This is a genomic window from Micromonospora fulviviridis, assembly GCF_014648395.1.
Taxonomy (GTDB): domain Bacteria; phylum Actinomycetota; class Actinomycetes; order Mycobacteriales; family Micromonosporaceae; genus Micromonospora; species Micromonospora fulviviridis.
This window is the reverse complement of the sequence record NZ_BMRA01000011.1, coordinates 185361-203451: the sequence shown is the minus strand read 5'-3', so window position 1 is coordinate 203451 and position 18091 is coordinate 185361. Positions and strand designations below refer to the sequence as shown.

The window sequence follows — 18091 nt, the reverse complement described above, 5'->3', positions numbered from 1 at the left end:
GGCCGACCCGGCCCGGCCCGTCAGATGTCCAGGAACCGCACGTCCTTGGCGTTGCGCTGGATGAACGACCGGCGCGCCTCGACGTCCTCGCCCATCAAGACGCTGAACAGCTCGTCGGCGGTTGCGGCGTCGTCGAGCGTCACCTGGCGCAGGGTGCGGGTCGCCGGGTTCATCGTGGTCTCCCACAGCTCGGGATAGTTCATCTCGCCGAGACCCTTGAACCGCTGGATGTCGTCCGGCCGTGCGTTGGCCTTCTTCTGCTGGCGCAGCGCGATCAGCCCGTCCCGCTCCCGGTCCGAGTACGCGTACTGCGCGTCGTCGCCCTTCTTGTTCCACTTGATCTTGTACAGCGGCGGGGCGGCCAGGTACACGTGGCCCAGCTCGACAAGGGGTCGCATGAAGCGGAAGAGCAGGGTGAGCAGCAGCGTCTGGATGTGCTGGCCGTCGACGTCGGCGTCGGCCATCAGCACGATCTTGTGGTAGCGCAGCTTCTCGATGTCGAAGTCGTCGTGGATGCCGGTGCCCAGCGCGGTGATGAGCGCCTGGACCTCGTTGTTCTTCAGCACCCGGTCGATGCGGGCCTTCTCCACGTTCAGAATCTTGCCGCGGATCGGCAGGATCGCCTGGGTACGCGGGTCGCGCCCCTGCTTGGCCGAGCCGCCGGCGGAGTCACCCTCGACGATGAACACCTCGGACTCGCGCGGGTCGGTGGACTGGCAGTCGGCCAGCTTGCCCGGCATCGAGCCGGACTCCAGCAGCGACTTGCGCCGGGCCAGCTTGCGCGCCTGCTGCGCGGCGATCCGGGCTCGCGCCGCCTGGGACGCCTTCTGGATGATCATCTTGGCCTCGGCCGGGTTGCGGTCGAACCAGTCGACCAGCCACTCGTTGCAGACCCGCTGCACGAAGCTCTTCACCGGCGTGTTGCCGAGCTTGGTCTTGGTCTGGCCCTCGAACTGCGGGTTGGCCAGCTTGACCGAGATGATCGCGGCAAGGCCCTCGCGGATGTCCTCGCCGGAGAGCTTCTCGTCGCCCTTGAGCAGCTTCTTCTCCGCGCCGTAGCGGTTGACCACGCTGGTCAGCGCAGACCGGAAGCCCTCCTCGTGCGTGCCGCCCTCGTGGGTGTTGATCGTGTTGGCGAAGGTGTAGACCGACTCGCCGTACGACTCGTTCCACTGCATGGCGATCTCGACCGACATGCCCTCCTCCTCGGCGCCGAACTCGACCACGGTCTTGTGGATCGGGTTCTTGGAGGCGTTGAGGTGCCGGACGAAGTCGGCGATGCCGCCCTCGTAGTAGAAGGTCACCTCGCGCTGCCGGCCATCCTCCTCCTCGGCCACCCGCTCGTCGAGCAGGTGGATGCGGAGGGCACGGTTGAGGAAGGCCATCTCCTGGAGGCGCCGGTAGATGGTCTGGAAGTCGAAGTCGACCGTCTCGAACACGTCGGGGTCGGGCCAGAAGGAGACCGCCGACCCGGTGCGGCCGGTCGTCTCGCCCTTCTCCAGCGGGGTCGGCTTCGAGTTGTGGTACTGCTGCCGCCAGACGGAGCCGTCCTTGTGGATCTCCACGGCCATCCGGGTGGAGAGCGCGTTCACCACCGAGACGCCGACGCCGTGCAGGCCACCGGAGACCGCGTACGCCTTGCCGTCGAACTTGCCGCCCGCGTGCAGCACGGTCAGCGCGACCTCGACACCCGGCTTCTTCAGCTTGGGGTGGAGGTCGACCGGGAAGCCGCGCCCGTTGTCGGTGACCCGGACGCCGCCGTCGGCCAGCAGCACCACGTCGATGGTGTCGCAGTAGCCGGCCAGCGCCTCGTCCACCGCGTTGTCGACGACCTCCCACACGAGGTGGTGCAGGCCGCGTTCACCGGTGGACCCGATGTACATACCGGGCCGCTTCCGGACCGCCTCCAGGCCCTCGAGAACGGTGATCGACTCGGCGCCGTACTTCTTGTTGTCCTCCGCTGCCACCCTCGGCCACTTTCTCGCGCCGGCCGCGCCAGGGCGCGGGGCGCGGGTTCGGCGGACAGGACGCGACGTCGGCGCGCACGACCGGTCCCCGGATCTCCAGGTCACGAATCGCGTACGCCGGTCGCCGCGGTTGCCCGCGGATCGCGATCGGCTCGACCCGATCCGGGACAATGATCAAGGGCCCTGGGGCCCCTGTCCGCCGCTCCGTGTCGGGTCTTTCGTCTCGCCGTCAATCTTACTCTGCGCAGCCGACCAAACCGCCACTCGGCACCCCCTGCGGGGCGGCTGAGAATGCCGTAGCGGGCCGAATGGCGCTGTCCGCGACTCCCCCTACACGCCACGGCCTGATCGAGGGCGCGGCTGGCACGGATCGGTACCGGCGGGTGACCGACCGGGGGTCGCGGCGGGACCTGCCGTGCCGTACCTTTTGCGGCGCCGCCGCCTGTGGTCTTGATCTTTCGCGGACGGAACCGGGACGATCGACCCGACCGGTCGGACAACGTGCTTGCTGAGAGGTGACGCCAGATGGGGCTGGACAACGTCGCGGTGCACTGGCCGCGGACCGGCCGCTTCTACGATCCGGTCGCGCCGGCCGAGTTCGTCGACTTCGGCGAGATCGTGGACATGCCACGCATCTCGGCACCGACCGCCGCGCTCGCCGAACTGATCGCGAAGACCGGCACGGTGCGGGCCACCGCGTACACCGAACTGGTCGACCTCATCCTCGGGCTGGAGAATGTGCTCTACGCCACGGAGAACTCGGCCGAGGACGAGGACCCGGTGATCGACCCGGACGGCTGCTCCTGGATCGCCGACGGCGTGGAGAAGTTCGTGGCCCGGCACCGCCCGTTCGGCGAGGCGGTCACCTTCGAGTCGGTGAGCGAGGTGCTGCGCTCGCTGCTCGGCGACGGGCGCCTGGCCGAGCAGCAGCTCCGCTGGCTCGACAGCCGGCTGGACAAGCTGCGCGACGAGAGCGGCGAGCCGCCGCAGTGGAACTTCACCTGCGCCGAGCTGAGCGTGCTCGCCGCCTTCTACCGACGCTGCGCCGAGCGTGGCTTCGCGGTCTACGCCGACGCCTGACCGGGCTGCCCGGCGGCGCCGGGCTCGGCGGTCGCGGCCCGGTTGGCCGCCGCGATCACCTCGGTCAGCACCGTGTGCAGGTGCCGCAGGTCCGCCAGCGGCAACCCGAGCCGCTGCACGATCGCCGGCGGGATCCGCTCGGCCTGCTCGCGGAGGGCCTGTCCGCTGGCGGTGAGCGAGACGGCCAGGCTGCGCTCGTCCGCCGCGTCCCGCTCCCGCCGCACGTAGCCGGCGGCTTCGAGCCGTTTGAGCAACGGCGACAGCGTGCCCGGGTCGAGCTGGAGCAGGCGGCTCAACTCGCGCACGGACAGCGGCGCGTACTGCCAGAGCGCCAGCATGACCAGATATTGCGGATGGGTGAGCCCCATCGGCTCCAGCAGCGGCCGGTAGACCGCGACGACGCCGCGTGCGGCCACGGAGAGCGCGAAGCACACCTGCTGCTCCAGCGCCAGGGGATCGCCCTCGAGCTGGTCGGCCACCCTCGTCCTCCTCGTCGTCGTTGCGATCCTAGCAACGCTTGGTGTACCAATTATTGGCGTACCAATCATGCATGGTCGGTGAGGGAGAGGGCGAACGGATGAGCGGCGACGAGCAGGTGGGCGACGCTTCCGGCAAGGGCGGCCGCCTCATGGGCTGGGTGTTCCGCAACCTCGCCGGCCCCTCCCAGGTGCAGGGCGCGGTGCAGGGCGGCTCGCGGCTGGCCCGCGAGGCGTGGAAGCAGGACCTGGAGCGGCGCAAGCAGTGGAGCCGCGAGCAGCGGGAGCTCAAGCGCGCCCAGCGGGAGGCACGCCGCACCGACCGGTGACGGTCAGCCGTAGGTGTCCCGGGGGCCGCGGCCGCGCACCCGGCGCGGGCCGCGCGACCAGGACGGCGCGGCCGGGCCGTGGATGTGCAGCTTGCGCACCACGTTGTGGCCCACCTCGCTGGCGATCTGCTTGAGCAGCGAGCCGGCGAGCAGCCGCAGCTGGGTGGCCCAGGCCGTCGAACGCGCCTCCACGGTCAGCTCGCCGTTCTCCAGCTTCACCGGGCGGCTGTGCTGCGCCACCTCCGGCCCGACCACCCGCTCCCAGGCGCCGAAGACCGTCGCCTCGGCCGCCGGCTGCTGCCAGCCGCGGGCCTTCACCAGCTTGTCCAGCACGGCGCCGAGCGGCTGCGGGTCGCGCGGGTCCGGCCCCGGGCCGGAGTAGCCGCGCAGCCGCTTCTCACCGTCGCCCTGGACCGCGCTGCGCCGCCGGGTGCTCGCGGCCGCCTGCCGGCGGGCCTTCGCGGCGTCCAGCACCGCCCGGGCCAGCTCCGGCCCGGCCGCCCCCTCCGGCAGGCCCGCGCCGGCCTCACCGCCCGGCTTCGCCTCCGGCCCCTCAGGGGTACGCCCACCGCGTCCCGGCCCCAGCCGCGCGGGCGGGAGCTCCACCTCATCCGACACGGCGTACCGTCCCCTCGCCCACCGCGTACCGGGTGCCCCGCAGGGTCGCCGGCACGTCGTCGTCCACCGCGCACGTCACCAGGAGCTGGCTCGCGCCGCCGACCAGCTCGGCCAGCCGCTCCCGCCGGCCGGCGTCCAGCTCCGCGAAGACATCGTCCAGCACCAGCACCGGCTCGATCCCGTCGGCGCGCAGCAGGTCGTACCCGGCCAGCCGCAGCGCCAGCGCGTACGACCAGGACTCGCCGTGGCTGGCGTAGCCCTTGGCGGGCAGCGGGCCGAGGGTGAGCGCCAGGTCGTCGCGGTGCGGGCCGACCAGCGTGGTGCCCCGCTCGATCTCCGCCGACCGGCTCGCGGTCAGCGCGGCGCCGAGCGCCTCGACCAGCGCCGCCCGGTCCGTGGTCGCCTCGGGCAGCTCCACCGACGGCCGGTACGCGATCCCCGCCGCGCCCCGACCCGCCGCCACCGCGTCGTACGCCTTGGCCACGTGCGGGGTCAGCGCGGCGACCAGCTCCAGCCGGCCGGCGAGCAGCTCCGCGCCGTGGTGCGCCAGGTGGGTGTCCCAGACCGCGAGGGTGGACAGGTCCCCGCCCCGCGTGCCGCCCGTCTTCCGGGCCAGGTACGCCGTCCGCAGCAGCGCGTTGCGCTGCTTCACCACCCGCTCGTAGTCGGCGCGCACCCCGGCGTACCGGGGCTGGCGGGTGACCAGCAGGTCGTCCAGGTAGCGGCGGCGCTCGGCCGGGTCGCCGCGGACCAGCTCCAGGTCCTCCGGGGCGAAGAGCACCAGCCGCAGCGCGCCGAGCACGTCCCGGGCGCGGCGGGCCGGGGAGCGGCCCAGCCGGGCCCGGTTGGCCTTGCCCGGGACGATCTCCAGCTCGATCAGGAGTTCCCGGCCCTCGTGCACCACGGCGCAGCGGATCACCGCCGAGGTGGCGCCCATCCGGACCAGCGGGGCGTCCGTGGCGACCCGGTGCGAGTCCAGGGTCGCCACGTAGCCCAACGCCTCGACCAGGTTGGTCTTGCCGACGCCGTTCGCGCCGACCAGCACGTTCGGGCCCGGCTCCAGGTCGACGCCGACCCGCTCGTACGAGCGGAAGTCGACCAGTTCGAGCCGGCGGACGTACACAGGCTGTGGATACCGGTCAGCGCTTGTGGACGGCGTGGCCGCCGAACTGCTGGCGCAGCGCGGCGACGGCCTTCATGGCGGGCGAGTCGTCCTGCCGGGAGGCGAACCGGGCGAACAGCGAGGCGGTGATGACGTTCAGCGGCACGGCCAGCCGGACCGCCTCGTCGACCGTCCACCGGCCCTCGCCGGTGTCCTCGGTGTAGCCGCTCAGCTCGGCCAGCTCCGGGTCCTCGTCCAGCGCCCGGTCCAGCAGGTCGAGCAGCCAGGACCGGACCACGGTGCCCTCGCGCCAGGACTTGAAGACGCCCGGCACGTTGGTCACCAGCTCGGACGCGGCCAGCAGCTCGTAGCCCTCGGCGTAGGCGTGCATCAGGCCGTACTCGATGCCGTTGTGCACCATCTTGGCGTAGTGGCCGGCGCCGACCGGGCCGGCGTGCACAAAGCCGAACTCGCCCTCCGGCTTGAGCGCCTCGAAGATCGGCATGAGCCGCTCGACGTGCTCCTGGGCGCCGCCGACCATCAGGGCGTACCCGTTCTGCTTGCCCCAGACGCCGCCGGAGACGCCCACGTCGATGTAGCCGATGCCCTGCTCGTTGAGGCGCTCGGCGCGCGGGGCGTCGTCGCTGAACCGGGAGTTGCCCCCGTCGATGATGATGTCGCCCTCGCCGAGGACGCCGGCGAGCTCGTCGATGGTGGCGTCGGTGACGCCGGCCGGGACCATCACCCAGACCGCCCGGGGCGACTCCAGCTTCTCGGCCAGTTCCGTGAGGCTCGCGACGTCGCTCAGCTCCGCGTTGCGGTCGTAGCCGACCACCTCGTGACCGGCGGCGCGCAACCGCTCGCGCATGTTGCCGCCCATCCGGCCGAGTCCTACCAGGCCGAGCTGCATGTGCTCCTACCTCCGTACGTCTGGGTGGTGCTGCCGTCGATCAGCGGGACACGCGGATCGGCATGATGAGGTACCGGTACCCCGGGACGACCTCGCCATCCTCGCCCGCCGGGGAAATCACCGCGGGCTTGAAGGCGTCGACGAACGCCAGCTGGGCGTGCTGGGCGCCCAGGTTGGTCAGGCCGTCGATCAGGTACTGCGGGTTGAAGCCGATGGTCAGCGGGTCGCCCGTGAAGGTCGCCTCCATGGCCTCGCTGGCCCGGGCCTCCTCGGTGCCGCCGGCCTCGACCACCAGGCCGTCGGAGCTGAAGCTGAGCAGCACCGGAGTGGTGCGCTCGGCGACCAGCGCCACCCGCTTGACCACCTCGATGAGCGTGGCGACCGGGACCCGGGCCTCCGCGTTGTGGCTGGCTGGGAAGAGCGAGCGCACCGGCGGGTAGTTGGCCCCGTCGAGCAGCCGGCTGGTGGTCCGGCGGGTGCCGCCGGAGAAGCCGATCATGCCCTCGCCCGCGCCGCCCTGGGACAGCGCCATGGTGACGTGGCCGCCGAGCGGGCCGAGGGCCTTGGCGGTGTCGTGCAGCGTCCGGGCGGGCACCAGCGCGTTGAGGCTGATCTCCGGGTCGTCCGGGTTCCACTCCATCTCGCGCAGGGCCAGGCGGTAGCGGTCGGTGGCGAGCATGGCCAGCGTGCTGCCGGACAGCTCGATCCGGACACCGGTCATCATCGGCAGCGTCTCGTCGCGCCCGGCGGCCACGGCCACCTGGGCCACGGCGGCGGCGAACGCGGCCGCGTCGACGGTGCCGGCGCTCTCCGGCATCTCGGGCAGGGTGGGGTAGTCCTCGACCGGCATGGTCGGCAGGGTGAACCGGGCACTGCCGCAGACCAGTTCCAGGTGCGCGCCGACCGCGGCGATGTCCACCGGCTTGGCCGGGAGCGCCTTGGTGATCTCGGCGAGCAGCCGGCCGGAGACCAGGGCGGCGCCGTCGGCGTCACCCTGCACCTCGACGGTGACCTGGCTGGAGACCTCGTAGTCGAAGCCGGAAACCTGGAGGTTGCCGTCGGTGACCCGGAGCATCACCCCGGCCAGCACCGGTACGGAGGGTCGGTTGGGCAGGCTCTTGGCGGTCCACGCGACCGCCTCGGCGAGCGCGTCGCGCTCCACTCGGAACTTCATCAATGCCTCCGCGTCGACGTCAGCGACAACTCTCTCATGCCGACCGCTGCCACCCGTCCCGCCCGACCGTGCGGGTACCCATCGCACCTTAGGGCGCGTGGGCATCGGCTGTGCGCCCGACCCCGTGGATCCAGGTGCCCGGGCGACTGCCGACGGCAGTGCTCCGGCCCGATCCACAGGAAGTCCAACGGTGATGATTGGTTTTTGTTGTTTAGAAGAGATAACTCATCGTCTTCATCGCACCTGTGCAAACTGTGGAGAACCGGCGTCCGCCCAGGTCAGCCAGGTTATCCACCGGTGGTTTCCCTGTGGAGAACCAGGGGTACAACCCGTGTCCGGGTCCACAGCCGTCGCCGGCCGCCGGGTTTTCCACGGCTGTCCACCGGTTGTCCACCGCTAATCCACCGGGTTTCTCCCCAGTGTTGTGGACAGCGCCGACGGCGTCGACCGTCGTCATCCCCAGAACCTTCAACAGGTCGCCCACAGGTCGACCGTCGTCGGTGGACAACTCGCCCGTCGTCCCCAGGCGTCCACAGCATCGTCCCCAGGAGTTGTCCACAGTCTGTGGGTAACCGGGTCGGAACCGAGCGTGGTTTTCCACCGCCTGTGTCACAGGGGATGTGGACAACCGGGTCGAGCTGTGGACGAACACGACCCCGATAGTGGGCCCTCCACCGGGTCGAGGGTCAAGCTCCGGGTCTCCACAGGCACGAAAAAGCCCGGCCGGTGGGGCCCGGCCGGGCGTCGCGTCGCCTTGCGTACGGATCAGGTGGTCTGCTTGATCCGGTTGGTCAGCTCGGCGATCTGGTTGTAGAGCGACCGCCGCTCCGCCATCTGCTGGCGGATCTTCCGGTCGGCGTGCATGACGGTGGTGTGGTCCCGGCCGCCGAACGCCTGGCCGATCCGGGGCAGCGACAGGTCCGTCAGCTCCCGGCACAGGTACATGGCCACCTGGCGGGCGTTGACCAGCACCCGGGAGCGGGAGTGGCCGCGCAGGTCCTCGAGGCTCACCCCGAAGTAGTCCGCGGTGGAGACCATGATCTGGTCCGCGTTGATCTCCGGCCCGGCGCCGTCGGGCATGAAGTCCCGCAGCACCTCCTCGGCCAGCGAGAGCTCGACCGTCGAACGGGTCAGGCTGGCGAACGCGGTGACCCGGATGAGCGCACCCTCAAGCTCGCGGATCGAATTCGACACCCGGGACGCGATGAACTCCAGCACGTCCGGCGGGGCGTACATCCGCTCCTGGGCCGCCTTCTTCTGCAGGATCGCGATCCGGGTCTCCAGGTCCGGCGGCTGGATGTCGGCCAGCAGCCCCCACTCGAACCGGGTCCGCATCCGGTCCTCCAGCGTGGCGAGCTGCCGCGGGGACCGGTCGGAGGTGATCACGATCTGCTTGTTGGCGTTGTGCAGGGTGTTGAAGGTGTGGAAGAACTCCTCCTGGGTCCGCTCCCGGTTCTCCAGGAACTGGATGTCGTCGATCAGGAGGATGTCCACGTCCCGGTAGCGGCGCTGGAACGCGCTGGTCTTGTCGTCACGCAGCGAGTTGATGAAGTCGTTGGTGAACTCCTCGGTCGAGACGTACCGGACCGAGCGGGCGTTGCCCAGCGTCGTGGCGTAGTGCCCGATGGCGTGCAGCAGGTGGGTCTTGCCCAGCCCGGAGCTGCCGTAGATGAACAGCGGGTTGTACGCCTTCGCCGGCGACTCGGCCACGGCCACGCTCGCCGCGTGGGCGAAGCGGTTGGACGAGCCGATGACGAACGTCTCGAACATGTACTTCGGGTTGAGCCGGTTGCCGCCGCTCTCCGCCCCGCCGGGCAGCCGCCGGTCGGCCTGGCCGCCGGGACGGTGGTCGGGGGCGCCGCGGCCGGGGCCGCTGTCCGTGGCGCCGTCGCGGGGCAGGCCGCGCAGCGGCGGGGCGCCGGCCGGGCCGGGCGCCTCCCGGTAGCGGGGCTCGTAGCCGCCGGCGTCGGGGGCGGGCGGTTCGACCCGGGGGCGCTCGTCGAAGGCGCGGCGCTCGGGTGCGGCGCGCAGCGGCTCGGCGAAGGCGGCGCTGAAGAGCGTGTCCTGCCCGTCCCGGCTGGCCGGGATCAGCTGGGGGCGGGCGCCGTCGGCGGTGCGCTGCCGGGGGGCCGGCTCCTCGGCCGGCGGCTCCGGGTGCGGGTCGGCGTACGTGGGGGCCTCCGGCCGGGCCGGCGGGAAGCCCAGCTCGGGGAAGCCGGGCGCGGTGTCCGCCGGGCCGGGCTGGTCGAAGCCGGCGAGCAGGTCCGCGGGCGCGGCGGAGGGCTCCGGGGCGCTGCGGTAGACGGTGCCGGCCGGACGGGCGCCCGGGTCCTCGGCGACGCGCACGGTGACGGCGACCTGGATGGGCCGGCCGAGCCGGCGGCTCAACGCCTCGGTGATGGCCGGGCGGAGGCGGGACTCGATCACGTCCCGGGTGAACGCGTCCGGTACGGAGAGCAGCGCGGTGTCCTCGACGATCGCCCGCAGCCGGGTCAGCCGGAGGTACGCCCGCTGCTGCGCGGAGATGATCTCGTCGGCGAGCTCGTCGGTCGTCGCCGTCCACACCGCGGCAAGGTCGTTCGATCCGGTCACCGTCGTGCCACCCCCCTCGCCTCTCCTCACGCCCGCCCGGACGGCTGACCGGTCGTCATCCACAAGTTATCCACAGCCTGTGTGTACCGACCGATTGTGGCCGCCCACCGGACGCGGGTCGGACCTGCCCCCTGGTTCCCGGAGGCGCTGAAGCGGGTTCACCGTGCCGAACGATTCACTACCTTGTCCGGTCTTGCCGGTCAGCGACAAACCCAGACCCCCGACGCTGACCGCAATCGGGCACGCTAACAGCGCGGACCCCGCGCCATCAACCGTCGACACCGGGACGGCCTTGTCAACATCAGTGAAAACCGCCCCTTCGGTCGCGCTTCCCGCGCTGGTCGGGGCCCTGGTGTGAGGTTTGACGGTCATTGCCGCCCTGCGTAGGCTGGAACGGCTGCTCTCTCGCCCTCTGCTAGGGTGATGGGTGCTTGCTGTCCGCGGTCACCTCCCCGCATCGCCGGGGCCCCGCACCGCCGGGCAGCACCGATCGGAGGCCACCGCTGAGGTGGCCTGGACCACCACACGACCCCGGGCGATCCCCCGCGCGGGGCGTACGACAACGGAGAGCCTGACGTGAGCAAGCGCACCTACCAGCCGAACAACCGCCGGCGCGCGAAGACCCACGGCTTCCGGCTGCGCATGCGCACCCGTGCCGGCCGCGCCATCATCTCGACCCGTCGCGCCAAGGGCCGCACCCGCCTGTCGGCCTGAGGCCGACCGGTCCGGTCCGGGGACGTGGGCAGTCGTGCTGGCGGCCGCGCAACGACTGCGGCGCAGTAGCGACTTCGCCGCAGCGGTCCGGGGTGGCCGCCGCGTCGGCCGTGGCGCCGTCGTGGTCCACCTGACCCTCCCCGAGCAGACCGGACCTACCGCGACAACCTCGCCGGAGCCGGCGCGGAGCAGCGGTGCGGAGACCTCCGCACCCCGCCGCGCCGGCTTCGTCGTGTCCAAGGCCGTCGGCAACGCCGTGGTCCGGAACAAGGTCCGCCGACGGCTTCGCCACCTGGTCCGCGAGCGGCTGGACGACCTGCCCGCCGGCAGCACCCTGGTGGTACGCGCCCTGCCGCCGGCCGCCGAGGCGTCGTACGCCCGGCTCGGGGCCGACCTGGACGCCGCCCTCGCCGCCGCGCGCACCCCCCGGGGCCGGCGGTCCCGGTGACCGAGCGCACTTCCCCGCCGCGGCCTACAACCGGTGCCCGCATGCTGTTGGCGCCCATCATCGCGTACCGTCGGTGGATAAGTCCGGCACTGCCGGCCCGCTGCCGGTTCTACCCGTCGTGCAGTGCCTACGCCGTCGAGGCGGTCTCCCGGCACGGTGCGCTGCGGGGGGCCTGGCTGGCGGTCCGGCGGCTGTCGCGCTGCCACCCCTTCCACCCTGGTGGACACGACCCGGTGCCGGAGCCGGGCGGCCGCCGCCGTGCCGACGTGACTGGAGCCTGAGTGTTTAGTCTCGACTGGATCTACTACGCGATCTCGTGGATCCTGCTGACCTGGCACTCGGCCTGGGACGCCATCGGGGTCTCGGTCGACGCCGTGATCGGTACGAACTGGGCCTGGATCCTCTCCATCATCTTCCTGGTGGTGACTGTCCGGGTCATCCTGTTCCCGGTCTTCGTCAAGCAGATCAAGTCGCAGCGGGCCATGCAGGCGCTGCAGCCCAAGGTCAAGGAGCTGCAGGAGAAGCACAAGGGTGACCGGGAGACGCTCCAGAAGGAGATGATGGAGCTCTACCGGAAGGAAAAGGCCAACCCGCTCATGGGCTGCCTTCCGATGTTCCTCCAGATCCCGGTCTTCCTCGGCCTGTTCCACACGCTCAAGCGGCTCAACCCCGACAACCAGGGCAAGACCCTGTACGGCTGGACCGTCGAGCAGTTCAACAGCGCCTCGAACGCGAAGCTCTTCTCTGCTCCGATCTCCGGGAAGTTCGGCTCCACCGCCGCCGAGATGGCGTCGCTCGGTGCGAACCTGACCACCGTGAAGATCGTCGCCGGCGTGCTGGTCTGCATCATGATCGCCACGACCTACCTGACCAGCCGGCAGATGATCCTCAAGACCGGCTGGGCGGAGGACCCGCAGCAGCGCATGGTGCAGCGGCTGATGCTCTACGGCATCCCGTTCTCGCTGCTCATCTCTGGCGCGATCTTCCCGATCGGCGTGATCATCTACTGGGTCACCAACAACCTCTTCACCCTCGGCCAGCAGCAGTGGGTGCTGCGGAAGTTCCCGCCGCTGGTGCCGCCGAAGAACAGCACCGCGGGCAAGACCACCGGCGGCAAGACCGCCGCTCAGCCGGCCCGGACCGGTGGCCTGCTCGGCCGCAAGACCGCCCAGCCGGCGGTCAAGGCCCCGGCCGCCGCCCCCAAGGTGGCCGGCCCGAAGCCCGGCGCCAAGCCGGTCAACCCGAAGAAGAGCGGCGGCCGCCCCGCCAAGCGACAGGGCTGAGCCCACCGGGCCGCCGCCGGAGATCCGGTGGCGGCCCGTTCCGGCCCCCGAGCTGCCACCGAGAGGTCGGCGCCGGGCCGGAACCGCCGCGCGGAGCGCGGTCACGGGCGAAACTGGCCCGTACAGACGTGCCCGAGGGCACCGGCGAAACCTCCCGCCGGCCCTCGGGAGACCAGCGGACCCGACGGTCCGGCCGAGCGAGTACGGAGATGAGACCGTGACCGACACCAGCATCCCCAGCGCCGACCAGTCCCTGGACGAGGAGGGCGCGCCGGCCGCCACCACCGAGGAGGCCGAGGAGACCCAGGCCGAGGCCCGGGAGAAGAAGGCCCCCGCCGACAGCGACCTGTTCCGGCAGAGCGAGATCGCCGCCGACTACGTCGAGGGCCTGCTCGACATCCTCGACTACGACGGCGACATCGACGAGCTGGTCTCCGGCGGCCGCCCGGTCGTCGAGGTAGTCGGCGCCCGCCTGCAGAACCTGGTCGGTCAGCGCGGCGCCACCCTGGAGGCGCTGCAGGAGCTGGCCCGGCTCGCGGTGTTCCGCCAGACCGGTTCGCCCAGCCGCCTGCTGCTCGACGTCGGCGGCTACCGCGCCGCCCGGCGCAAGGAGCTGGCCGCCGTCGCCAAGAACGCGGTGGAGAAGGTCAAGGAGTACGGCGAGCCGGTGCGCCTGGAGCCGATGTCCGCCTTCGAGCGCAAGTGCGTGCACGACGTGGTCAACGCGATGAGCGGCGTGGAGAGCGAGTCCGAGGGCGTCGAGCCGAACCGCCGGATCGTGGTCCGGCCGGTGGCGGACTGACCCGGGTGGCTTCCGACGAGACGACGGCGGGTGCCGTGACCGGCCCGGGCGGGGCGCCGCCCGGGCCGTCCCCTGTCCACCCCGACCCGGCCGTGGACCCCGTCTTCGCTGCCGGTGACGTCCCCGCTGATCCCGCGGTGCCGGCGGGGCCCGCGACCCCGGCGGATCCGACCTTCTCCGGCGAGTCCGCCCCGGAGCCGGTCGTGGCGGTGGACCCTGCCGCCGAGGTGACGCCGGCTCTCTTCAGCGAGCCCCTGCCGCCGGGCGGGTCCCCGATGCCGGCCCCGGCCACTCCCGCCGGTCCCGTCGACCCGGTGTTCGCCGAGCCGGCCGCTGCCGCTGCGCCGCCTCCCGGTGACCGGGGCGCCGCGGCCCCCGGCGACGAGGAGGCGGGACGGTCCTTCGTGGACGGTGCGGACCGGTCCGCCGGCGAGCAGCCGTCCCCGGCGGAGGCGACGTTGCCGCCCGAGTTGGCGGGCGCCGCCCGTACCCTCTTCGGCGACCGGCTCGACCTGGCCGCCGCGTACGCGGAACTGCTGGCCACGGACGGGGTGGTACGCGGCCTGATCGGCCCCCGCGAGACGCCTCGGCTCTGGGACCGTCACCTGCTCAACTGCGCGGCGATGGCCGAACGCATCCCGGAGGGGGCCAGCGTCATCGACGTCGGCTCCGGGGCGGGCCTGCCCGGTCTGGTGCTGGCCATTGCGCGCCCCGACCTCGCCGTGACCCTGGTGGAGCCGCTCGCCCGGCGGACCTCCTTCCTGATCGAGGCGGTGCAGCACCTGGGGCTGACCAGATCGGTCCGGGTGTTCCGCGGCCGCGCCGAGGAGGCCGCGGCCGGATCGCGTGACCGGGATCCACTGACCGCCGACATCGTCACCGCGCGCGCCGTGGCCGCGCTGGACCGGCTCGCCGCCTGGTGTCTTCCGCTGGCGGTGCCCGGCGGTCGGCTCATGGCGCTCAAGGGCGCCTCCGCCGCCGAGGAGATCGCCGAGCACGCCGCGGCGGTGGCCCGGCTCGGCGGCGGCGAACCGGAGTTGCACCGGTGCGGGGACGGCGTGATCGATCCGCCCGCGACGGTGATCGAGGTGGTCCGCGAACGGATGGTCGGCCCGGCCAGGAAGAAGAAGCCGAAGCGCTCGCGGGGCGGTCGCCGCCGCGGCTCCCCAGGGTCGGGACCGCTGACGCGGTAAGGCTTTCCGGACGCCCACCCGGTCGTCGGACCGGGTGGGCGTGAGCTGATCGATCAGAACCCGACGTGGACCCGCTGCGCCCGTCGGCCGTAGGCTGGCCGCGCGTCGATAGTGTGGAGCGGCGGTGCCGGGCGCACCCGAACCCGACCGCTCCCACCGGGCCGGTGACGCCGCGCGGTGAGCGCGGGGGCCTGAATGACGGGGTGCGGACCGACCATCCGGAGCGGGCAGGGATGACAGGTGCATGACGACGGCAGGTACGACGATCCACGGGTGACCGGGCCTGGAGGGCAGCCCTCTGCCACCGGCCCCGTTTCACGTGAAACCACCTACCAGGGCTGGCCGGCGAGCGGTGAGCCCGACGACCCGTCCACGCGTCCCCCCGACTGCGATCCGGTGGTGCGCCGGGAGGCGCCGTCGGCGGGTGGCGTGCGGCCGACGTCATCCGTACCGGCGAACGTGCCGCTGGCCCGGGATCCCCACGACCCGAACGGCGGCCCGGCGAACGCGCCCGCCCCTCGTCCGGCCCCGGTACGCGGCAACGCGGCGGTCCCCGCGCGCTACGAGCCGCAGCCGCCGGTGGTGGCCGTGCCGCAGCAGCCCACCCCCGAAGCTGCCCCGGACGTGGCCGTCGGCGCGGCTGCCCCTGCCGACACGCCACCGGCCGCCGGCTACGGCGCCGCACCCGCCGCGAGCACGTACGTTTCACGTGAAACCCCGACGCGCGAAGAGGATGACCCACCGTTGGCTATGGAGGCTATGCGCGCCGTGCAGATCCTGAATCCCAGTGGTGAGGTCACCATGCCCCGCCCCGAACGGACCCGGGTGATGTGCGTCGCCAACCAGAAGGGTGGCGTGGGCAAGACCACGACCACGGTGAACCTGGCGGTGGCGCTCGCCCTGCACGGCAACCGGGTGCTGGTGGTCGACCTCGACCCGCAGGGCAACGCCTCCACCGGGCTCAACGTGCCGCACCACACCGGGGTGCCGGACGTCTACGACTGCCTGATCGACAGCGTGCCGCTGGAGGAGGTGGCCCAGGCCGTCGAGGGCATCCCGAACCTGTGGTGCGTACCGGCCACCATCGACCTGGCGGGCGCGGAGATCGAGCTGGTCTCGGTGGTCGCCCGGGAGTCCCGGCTGGCTCGCGCCATCGCCGCGTACCCGGGGCACTTCGACTACGTCTTCATCGACTGCCCGCCGTCGCTCGGCCTGCTGACCGTCAACGCGCTGGTCGCCGCGCAGGAGGTGCTGATCCCCATCCAGTGCGAGTACTACGCGCTGGAGGGCCTCAACCAGCTGATCCAGAACATCAACCTGGTACGCCAGCACCTCAACCCGAAGCTCGAAGTCTCCACCATCCTGCTCACCATGTACGACCGGCGCACCCGGTTGGCCGATGCGGTGGAGCAGGACGTCCGGAACCACTTCGGGGACAAGGTGCTCCAGGCCGTGATCCCCCGGAACGTGCGGGTCTCCGAGGCACCCAGCTACGGGCAGTCCGTGATGACCTACGATCCCGGTTCGCGGGGGGCCACGAGCTACTTCGAGGCCGCTCAGGAAATTGCCGAGCGAGGCGTCATGGAGCCGGTGAGCCGGAATGCGTAGTGCGGAGAAGTCGCTGGGAGGCGTCGCATGAAGAACCGTCCTCGCGGCGGACTGGGCCGGGGGCTCGGTGCCCTCATCCCCACCGGACCCGCGCCGGGCAGCGCCCCGGCGACCGCCGAAACCGAGAACGGTACGGCGGCGGCCGCCCCGGCCATCCCCGCCGGTGGTCCGGCGGCGGTCGTGAACGGAGCCGCCGGCGCCGGCGAGGTGGCCACGCCGGCCGCCCCGGCCGCGGAGCCGGAGCCGCAACTGAGCCCGGTCCCGGGAGCCCGCTTCGCCGAGATCCCGGTCGACAGCATCGTGCCGAACCCGAAGCAGCCCCGGCACGTCTTCGACGAGGAGGCGCTGGAGGAGCTGAAGACCTCGATCCAGGAGGTGGGTTTCCTCCAGCCGATCGTGGTGCGCCAGCTCGACAGCGAGAAGTACGAACTCGTCATGGGCGAGCGGCGCTGGCGTGCGGCCCAGGCGGTCGGCCGGGAGAGCATCCCCGCCATCGTCCGGGACACCAAGGACGACGCGATGCTCCGGGACGCGCTGCTGGAGAACATCCACCGGGCCAACCTCAACCCGCTGGAAGAGGCGGCCGCGTACCAGCAACTGCTGGAGGAGTTCGGCGCGACGCACGAGGAGCTGGCCCGCCGGATCGGCCGGAGCCGGCCGCAGATCTCCAACACGATCCGGCTGATGAACCTGCCCGCCCACGTGCAGCGCCGGGTCGCCGCCGGGGTGCTCTCCGCCGGCCACGCCCGTGCCCTGCTCAGCCTCGACGACGCCGAGGCGCAGGAGCAGCTCGCCAAGCGCATCGTCGCCGAGGGCATCTCCGTGCGCGCCACCGAGGAACTCGTCGCCCTGGCGCTCGCCGACGGCCCGGCGAAGACCCCGGCCGCGAAGCGCCGGCCGAAGCCGCACGCGCCCGCGCTGACGGACCTCGCCGATCGGCTCTCCGACCGGTTCGACACCCGGGTGAAGGTCGACATCGGCCGGAGCAAGGGGAAGATCACGATCGAGTTCGCGACGGTCGACGACCTGGAGCGGATCGTCGGGATCATCGGTGTGGGCCACGAGGAACAGCCCGGGGAGTGAGTACGTCCCTGTCGGTCTCGGCCGCGTGGTCCCTGCGGGGGCGACGCGGCCGAATCGTTTGGAGGGTCTGCGGGCCGGATGGCGCGGGATCCGGTCGGCTGGGTGTTCGTTGGTGACGCTGGAGGTGGGTTACCTCGCTGTGTCGCCGTGCTGGTTGTTCTTTTCGGTGATGGTGCCGATGAGAGCCGGCCCGGGCGGCCGGCTTCGGGGGAAGTCGGCCCCAGGGTGGAAGGGGCGGCCGTGAGAGCGTCCTGAGCGCATCAGGACGGTGGACGGGTATCCGTGAGGGGTGCCGCAGGGTTCGGACCGGCTGAGGTCCAACTGTGGAGGCTCCTGGGGCCTGCCATGGGCAGGGCCGTCGGGTTCTCTCCGCTACTTCTCCCAGTCGCCTGTTGGAGGCCGGACGAGCCCTGTGCACCTGCGGCCAGCCTCGACAGTTCGCATGGGCTTGCTAGCGGGCTCCAGGCGGCCACCCGATACCGTCAGAAGGGTGGGCTCAGGGCCGGGGCACGTTTCACGTGAAACGGTGATGTGAGTCGAGGAACTCGGTTTCACGGAGACTCTGTCACTGATCGTTCCCGCCGCCGCTCACCGCCAGCAACAGTCGCGCGCTGTGCGGGTTGGGCGCCGGGCCAGCCCGGTCACTGAGCAGCCTGGTGCCCCGGGCGCTCCACCGGTCGCCAGCGCGGCGGCCTCCTTCACCGCCGGCTCC

17 protein-coding genes are annotated in these 18091 nt (G+C 72.0%); 10 read left to right on the top strand and 7 right to left on the bottom strand.

What is annotated here, in order from left to right; genetic code table 11:
- Nucleotides 1-20: 20 nt before the first annotated feature.
- Entirely contained in the window at nucleotides 21-1967 is a 1947-nt protein-coding gene (gene gyrB, locus IEY96_RS26370; protein ID WP_189197499.1) for a DNA topoisomerase (ATP-hydrolyzing) subunit B, read from the bottom strand.
- A gap of 525 nt (nucleotides 1968-2492) precedes the next feature.
- Here gyrB and IEY96_RS26365 point away from each other — a divergent pair.
- Nucleotides 2493-3047: a hypothetical protein gene (locus tag IEY96_RS26365; protein WP_189197498.1), complete on the top strand. Its 555-nt coding sequence runs from the start codon at nucleotides 2493-2495 to the stop codon at nucleotides 3045-3047.
- Here IEY96_RS26365 and IEY96_RS26360 read toward each other — a convergent pair.
- Nucleotides 3032-3526: a MarR family winged helix-turn-helix transcriptional regulator gene (locus IEY96_RS26360; RefSeq protein WP_189197497.1), complete on the bottom strand. Its 495-nt coding sequence runs from the start codon at nucleotides 3524-3526 to the stop codon at nucleotides 3032-3034. The genes IEY96_RS26365 and IEY96_RS26360 overlap by 16 nt on opposite strands.
- A 71-nt stretch (nucleotides 3527-3597) precedes the next feature.
- Between IEY96_RS26360 and IEY96_RS26355 the strand changes: the two genes are divergently transcribed.
- A complete protein-coding gene (locus IEY96_RS26355) occupies nucleotides 3598-3852 on the top strand; it encodes a hypothetical protein (protein ID WP_308429951.1) in 255 nt (84 codons plus the stop codon).
- A gap of 3 nt (nucleotides 3853-3855) precedes the next feature.
- On the opposite strand, the gene IEY96_RS26350 is transcribed toward IEY96_RS26355, so the two are convergent.
- The 5 genes from IEY96_RS26350 to dnaA form a co-directional block, all read right to left on the bottom strand.
- The gene (locus IEY96_RS26350; protein ID WP_373293649.1) at nucleotides 3856-4470 is read right to left on the bottom strand and encodes a DciA family protein; all 615 of its coding nucleotides are present in this window, start codon (nucleotides 4468-4470) and stop codon (nucleotides 3856-3858) included.
- Nucleotides 4460-5593 carry a DNA replication/repair protein RecF gene (gene recF / locus IEY96_RS26345; RefSeq protein WP_189197496.1) on the bottom strand — a complete coding sequence of 378 codons (1134 nt, stop codon included), beginning with the start codon at nucleotides 5591-5593 and terminating at the stop codon, nucleotides 4460-4462. Before recF ends, IEY96_RS26350 begins: the two co-directional genes overlap by 11 nt.
- Before the next feature lie 16 nt (nucleotides 5594-5609).
- On the bottom strand, nucleotides 5610-6482 hold the full coding sequence (gene gnd, locus IEY96_RS26340; RefSeq protein WP_189197495.1) for a phosphogluconate dehydrogenase (NAD(+)-dependent, decarboxylating): 873 nt from the start codon (nucleotides 6480-6482) through the stop codon (nucleotides 5610-5612).
- A gap of 40 nt (nucleotides 6483-6522) precedes the next feature.
- A complete protein-coding gene (gene dnaN / locus IEY96_RS26335) occupies nucleotides 6523-7656 on the bottom strand; it encodes a DNA polymerase III subunit beta (RefSeq protein ID WP_189197494.1) in 1134 nt (377 codons plus the stop codon).
- A 765-nt stretch (nucleotides 7657-8421) separates the two neighbouring features.
- Entirely contained in the window at nucleotides 8422-10248 is a 1827-nt protein-coding gene (dnaA, locus tag IEY96_RS26330; RefSeq protein WP_189197493.1) for a chromosomal replication initiator protein DnaA, read from the bottom strand.
- Between the two features lie 576 nt (nucleotides 10249-10824).
- Between dnaA and rpmH the strand changes: the two genes are divergently transcribed.
- From rpmH to IEY96_RS26290, 8 genes are all read left to right on the top strand, one after another.
- Nucleotides 10825-10962 (top strand): 50S ribosomal protein L34, encoded by a 138-nt coding sequence (gene rpmH / locus IEY96_RS26325; RefSeq protein WP_074478258.1) that lies wholly within the window; start codon nucleotides 10825-10827, stop codon nucleotides 10960-10962.
- 34 nt (nucleotides 10963-10996) lie between these two features.
- Complete coding sequence (gene rnpA / locus IEY96_RS26320; RefSeq protein ID WP_189197492.1) at nucleotides 10997-11410, top strand: ribonuclease P protein component; 414 nt, start codon at nucleotides 10997-10999, stop codon at nucleotides 11408-11410.
- Between the two features lie 41 nt (nucleotides 11411-11451).
- Nucleotides 11452-11691 (top strand): membrane protein insertion efficiency factor YidD, encoded by a 240-nt coding sequence (yidD, locus tag IEY96_RS26315; protein ID WP_229791919.1) that lies wholly within the window; start codon nucleotides 11452-11454, stop codon nucleotides 11689-11691.
- Nucleotides 11692-12693, top strand: coding sequence for a membrane protein insertase YidC (gene yidC, locus IEY96_RS26310; RefSeq protein WP_189197490.1), 1002 nt, complete (start codon nucleotides 11692-11694; stop codon nucleotides 12691-12693).
- 217 nt (nucleotides 12694-12910) lie between these two features.
- A complete protein-coding gene (locus IEY96_RS26305; protein WP_189197489.1) occupies nucleotides 12911-13495 on the top strand; it encodes a Jag family protein in 585 nt (194 codons plus the stop codon).
- Nucleotides 13496-13770: 275 nt separating this feature from the next.
- Nucleotides 13771-14688 (top strand): 16S rRNA (guanine(527)-N(7))-methyltransferase RsmG, encoded by a 918-nt coding sequence (gene rsmG / locus IEY96_RS26300; RefSeq protein WP_189197575.1) that lies wholly within the window; start codon nucleotides 13771-13773, stop codon nucleotides 14686-14688.
- Nucleotides 14689-15267: 579 nt separating this feature from the next.
- Nucleotides 15268-16296, top strand: a complete 1029-nt coding sequence (locus tag IEY96_RS33285) for a ParA family protein (protein WP_373293652.1) — start codon at nucleotides 15268-15270, stop codon at nucleotides 16294-16296.
- 27 nt (nucleotides 16297-16323) lie between these two features.
- Nucleotides 16324-17379: a ParB/RepB/Spo0J family partition protein gene (locus IEY96_RS26290; RefSeq protein WP_189197488.1), complete on the top strand. Its 1056-nt coding sequence runs from the start codon at nucleotides 16324-16326 to the stop codon at nucleotides 17377-17379.
- Nucleotides 17380-18091: the final 712 nt, after the last annotated feature.

Coding starts and splice junctions, on each gene's coding strand:
- IEY96_RS26355 (WP_308429951.1), top strand. CDS start 3,598: ATGGTCGGTGAGGGAGAGGGCGAACGGATGAGCGGCGACGAGCAGGTG.
- gnd (WP_189197495.1), bottom strand. CDS start 6,482: ATGCAGCTCGGCCTGGTAGGACTCGGCCGGATGGGCGGCAACATGCGC.
- yidD (WP_229791919.1), top strand. CDS start 11,452: ATGCTGTTGGCGCCCATCATCGCGTACCGTCGGTGGATAAGTCCGGCA.
- IEY96_RS26290 (WP_189197488.1), top strand. CDS start 16,324: ATGAAGAACCGTCCTCGCGGCGGACTGGGCCGGGGGCTCGGTGCCCTC.
- dnaN (WP_189197494.1), bottom strand. CDS start 7,656: ATGAAGTTCCGAGTGGAGCGCGACGCGCTCGCCGAGGCGGTCGCGTGG.
- IEY96_RS26365 (WP_189197498.1), top strand. CDS start 2,493: ATGGGGCTGGACAACGTCGCGGTGCACTGGCCGCGGACCGGCCGCTTC.
- rsmG (WP_189197575.1), top strand. CDS start 13,771: ATGCCGGCCCCGGCCACTCCCGCCGGTCCCGTCGACCCGGTGTTCGCC.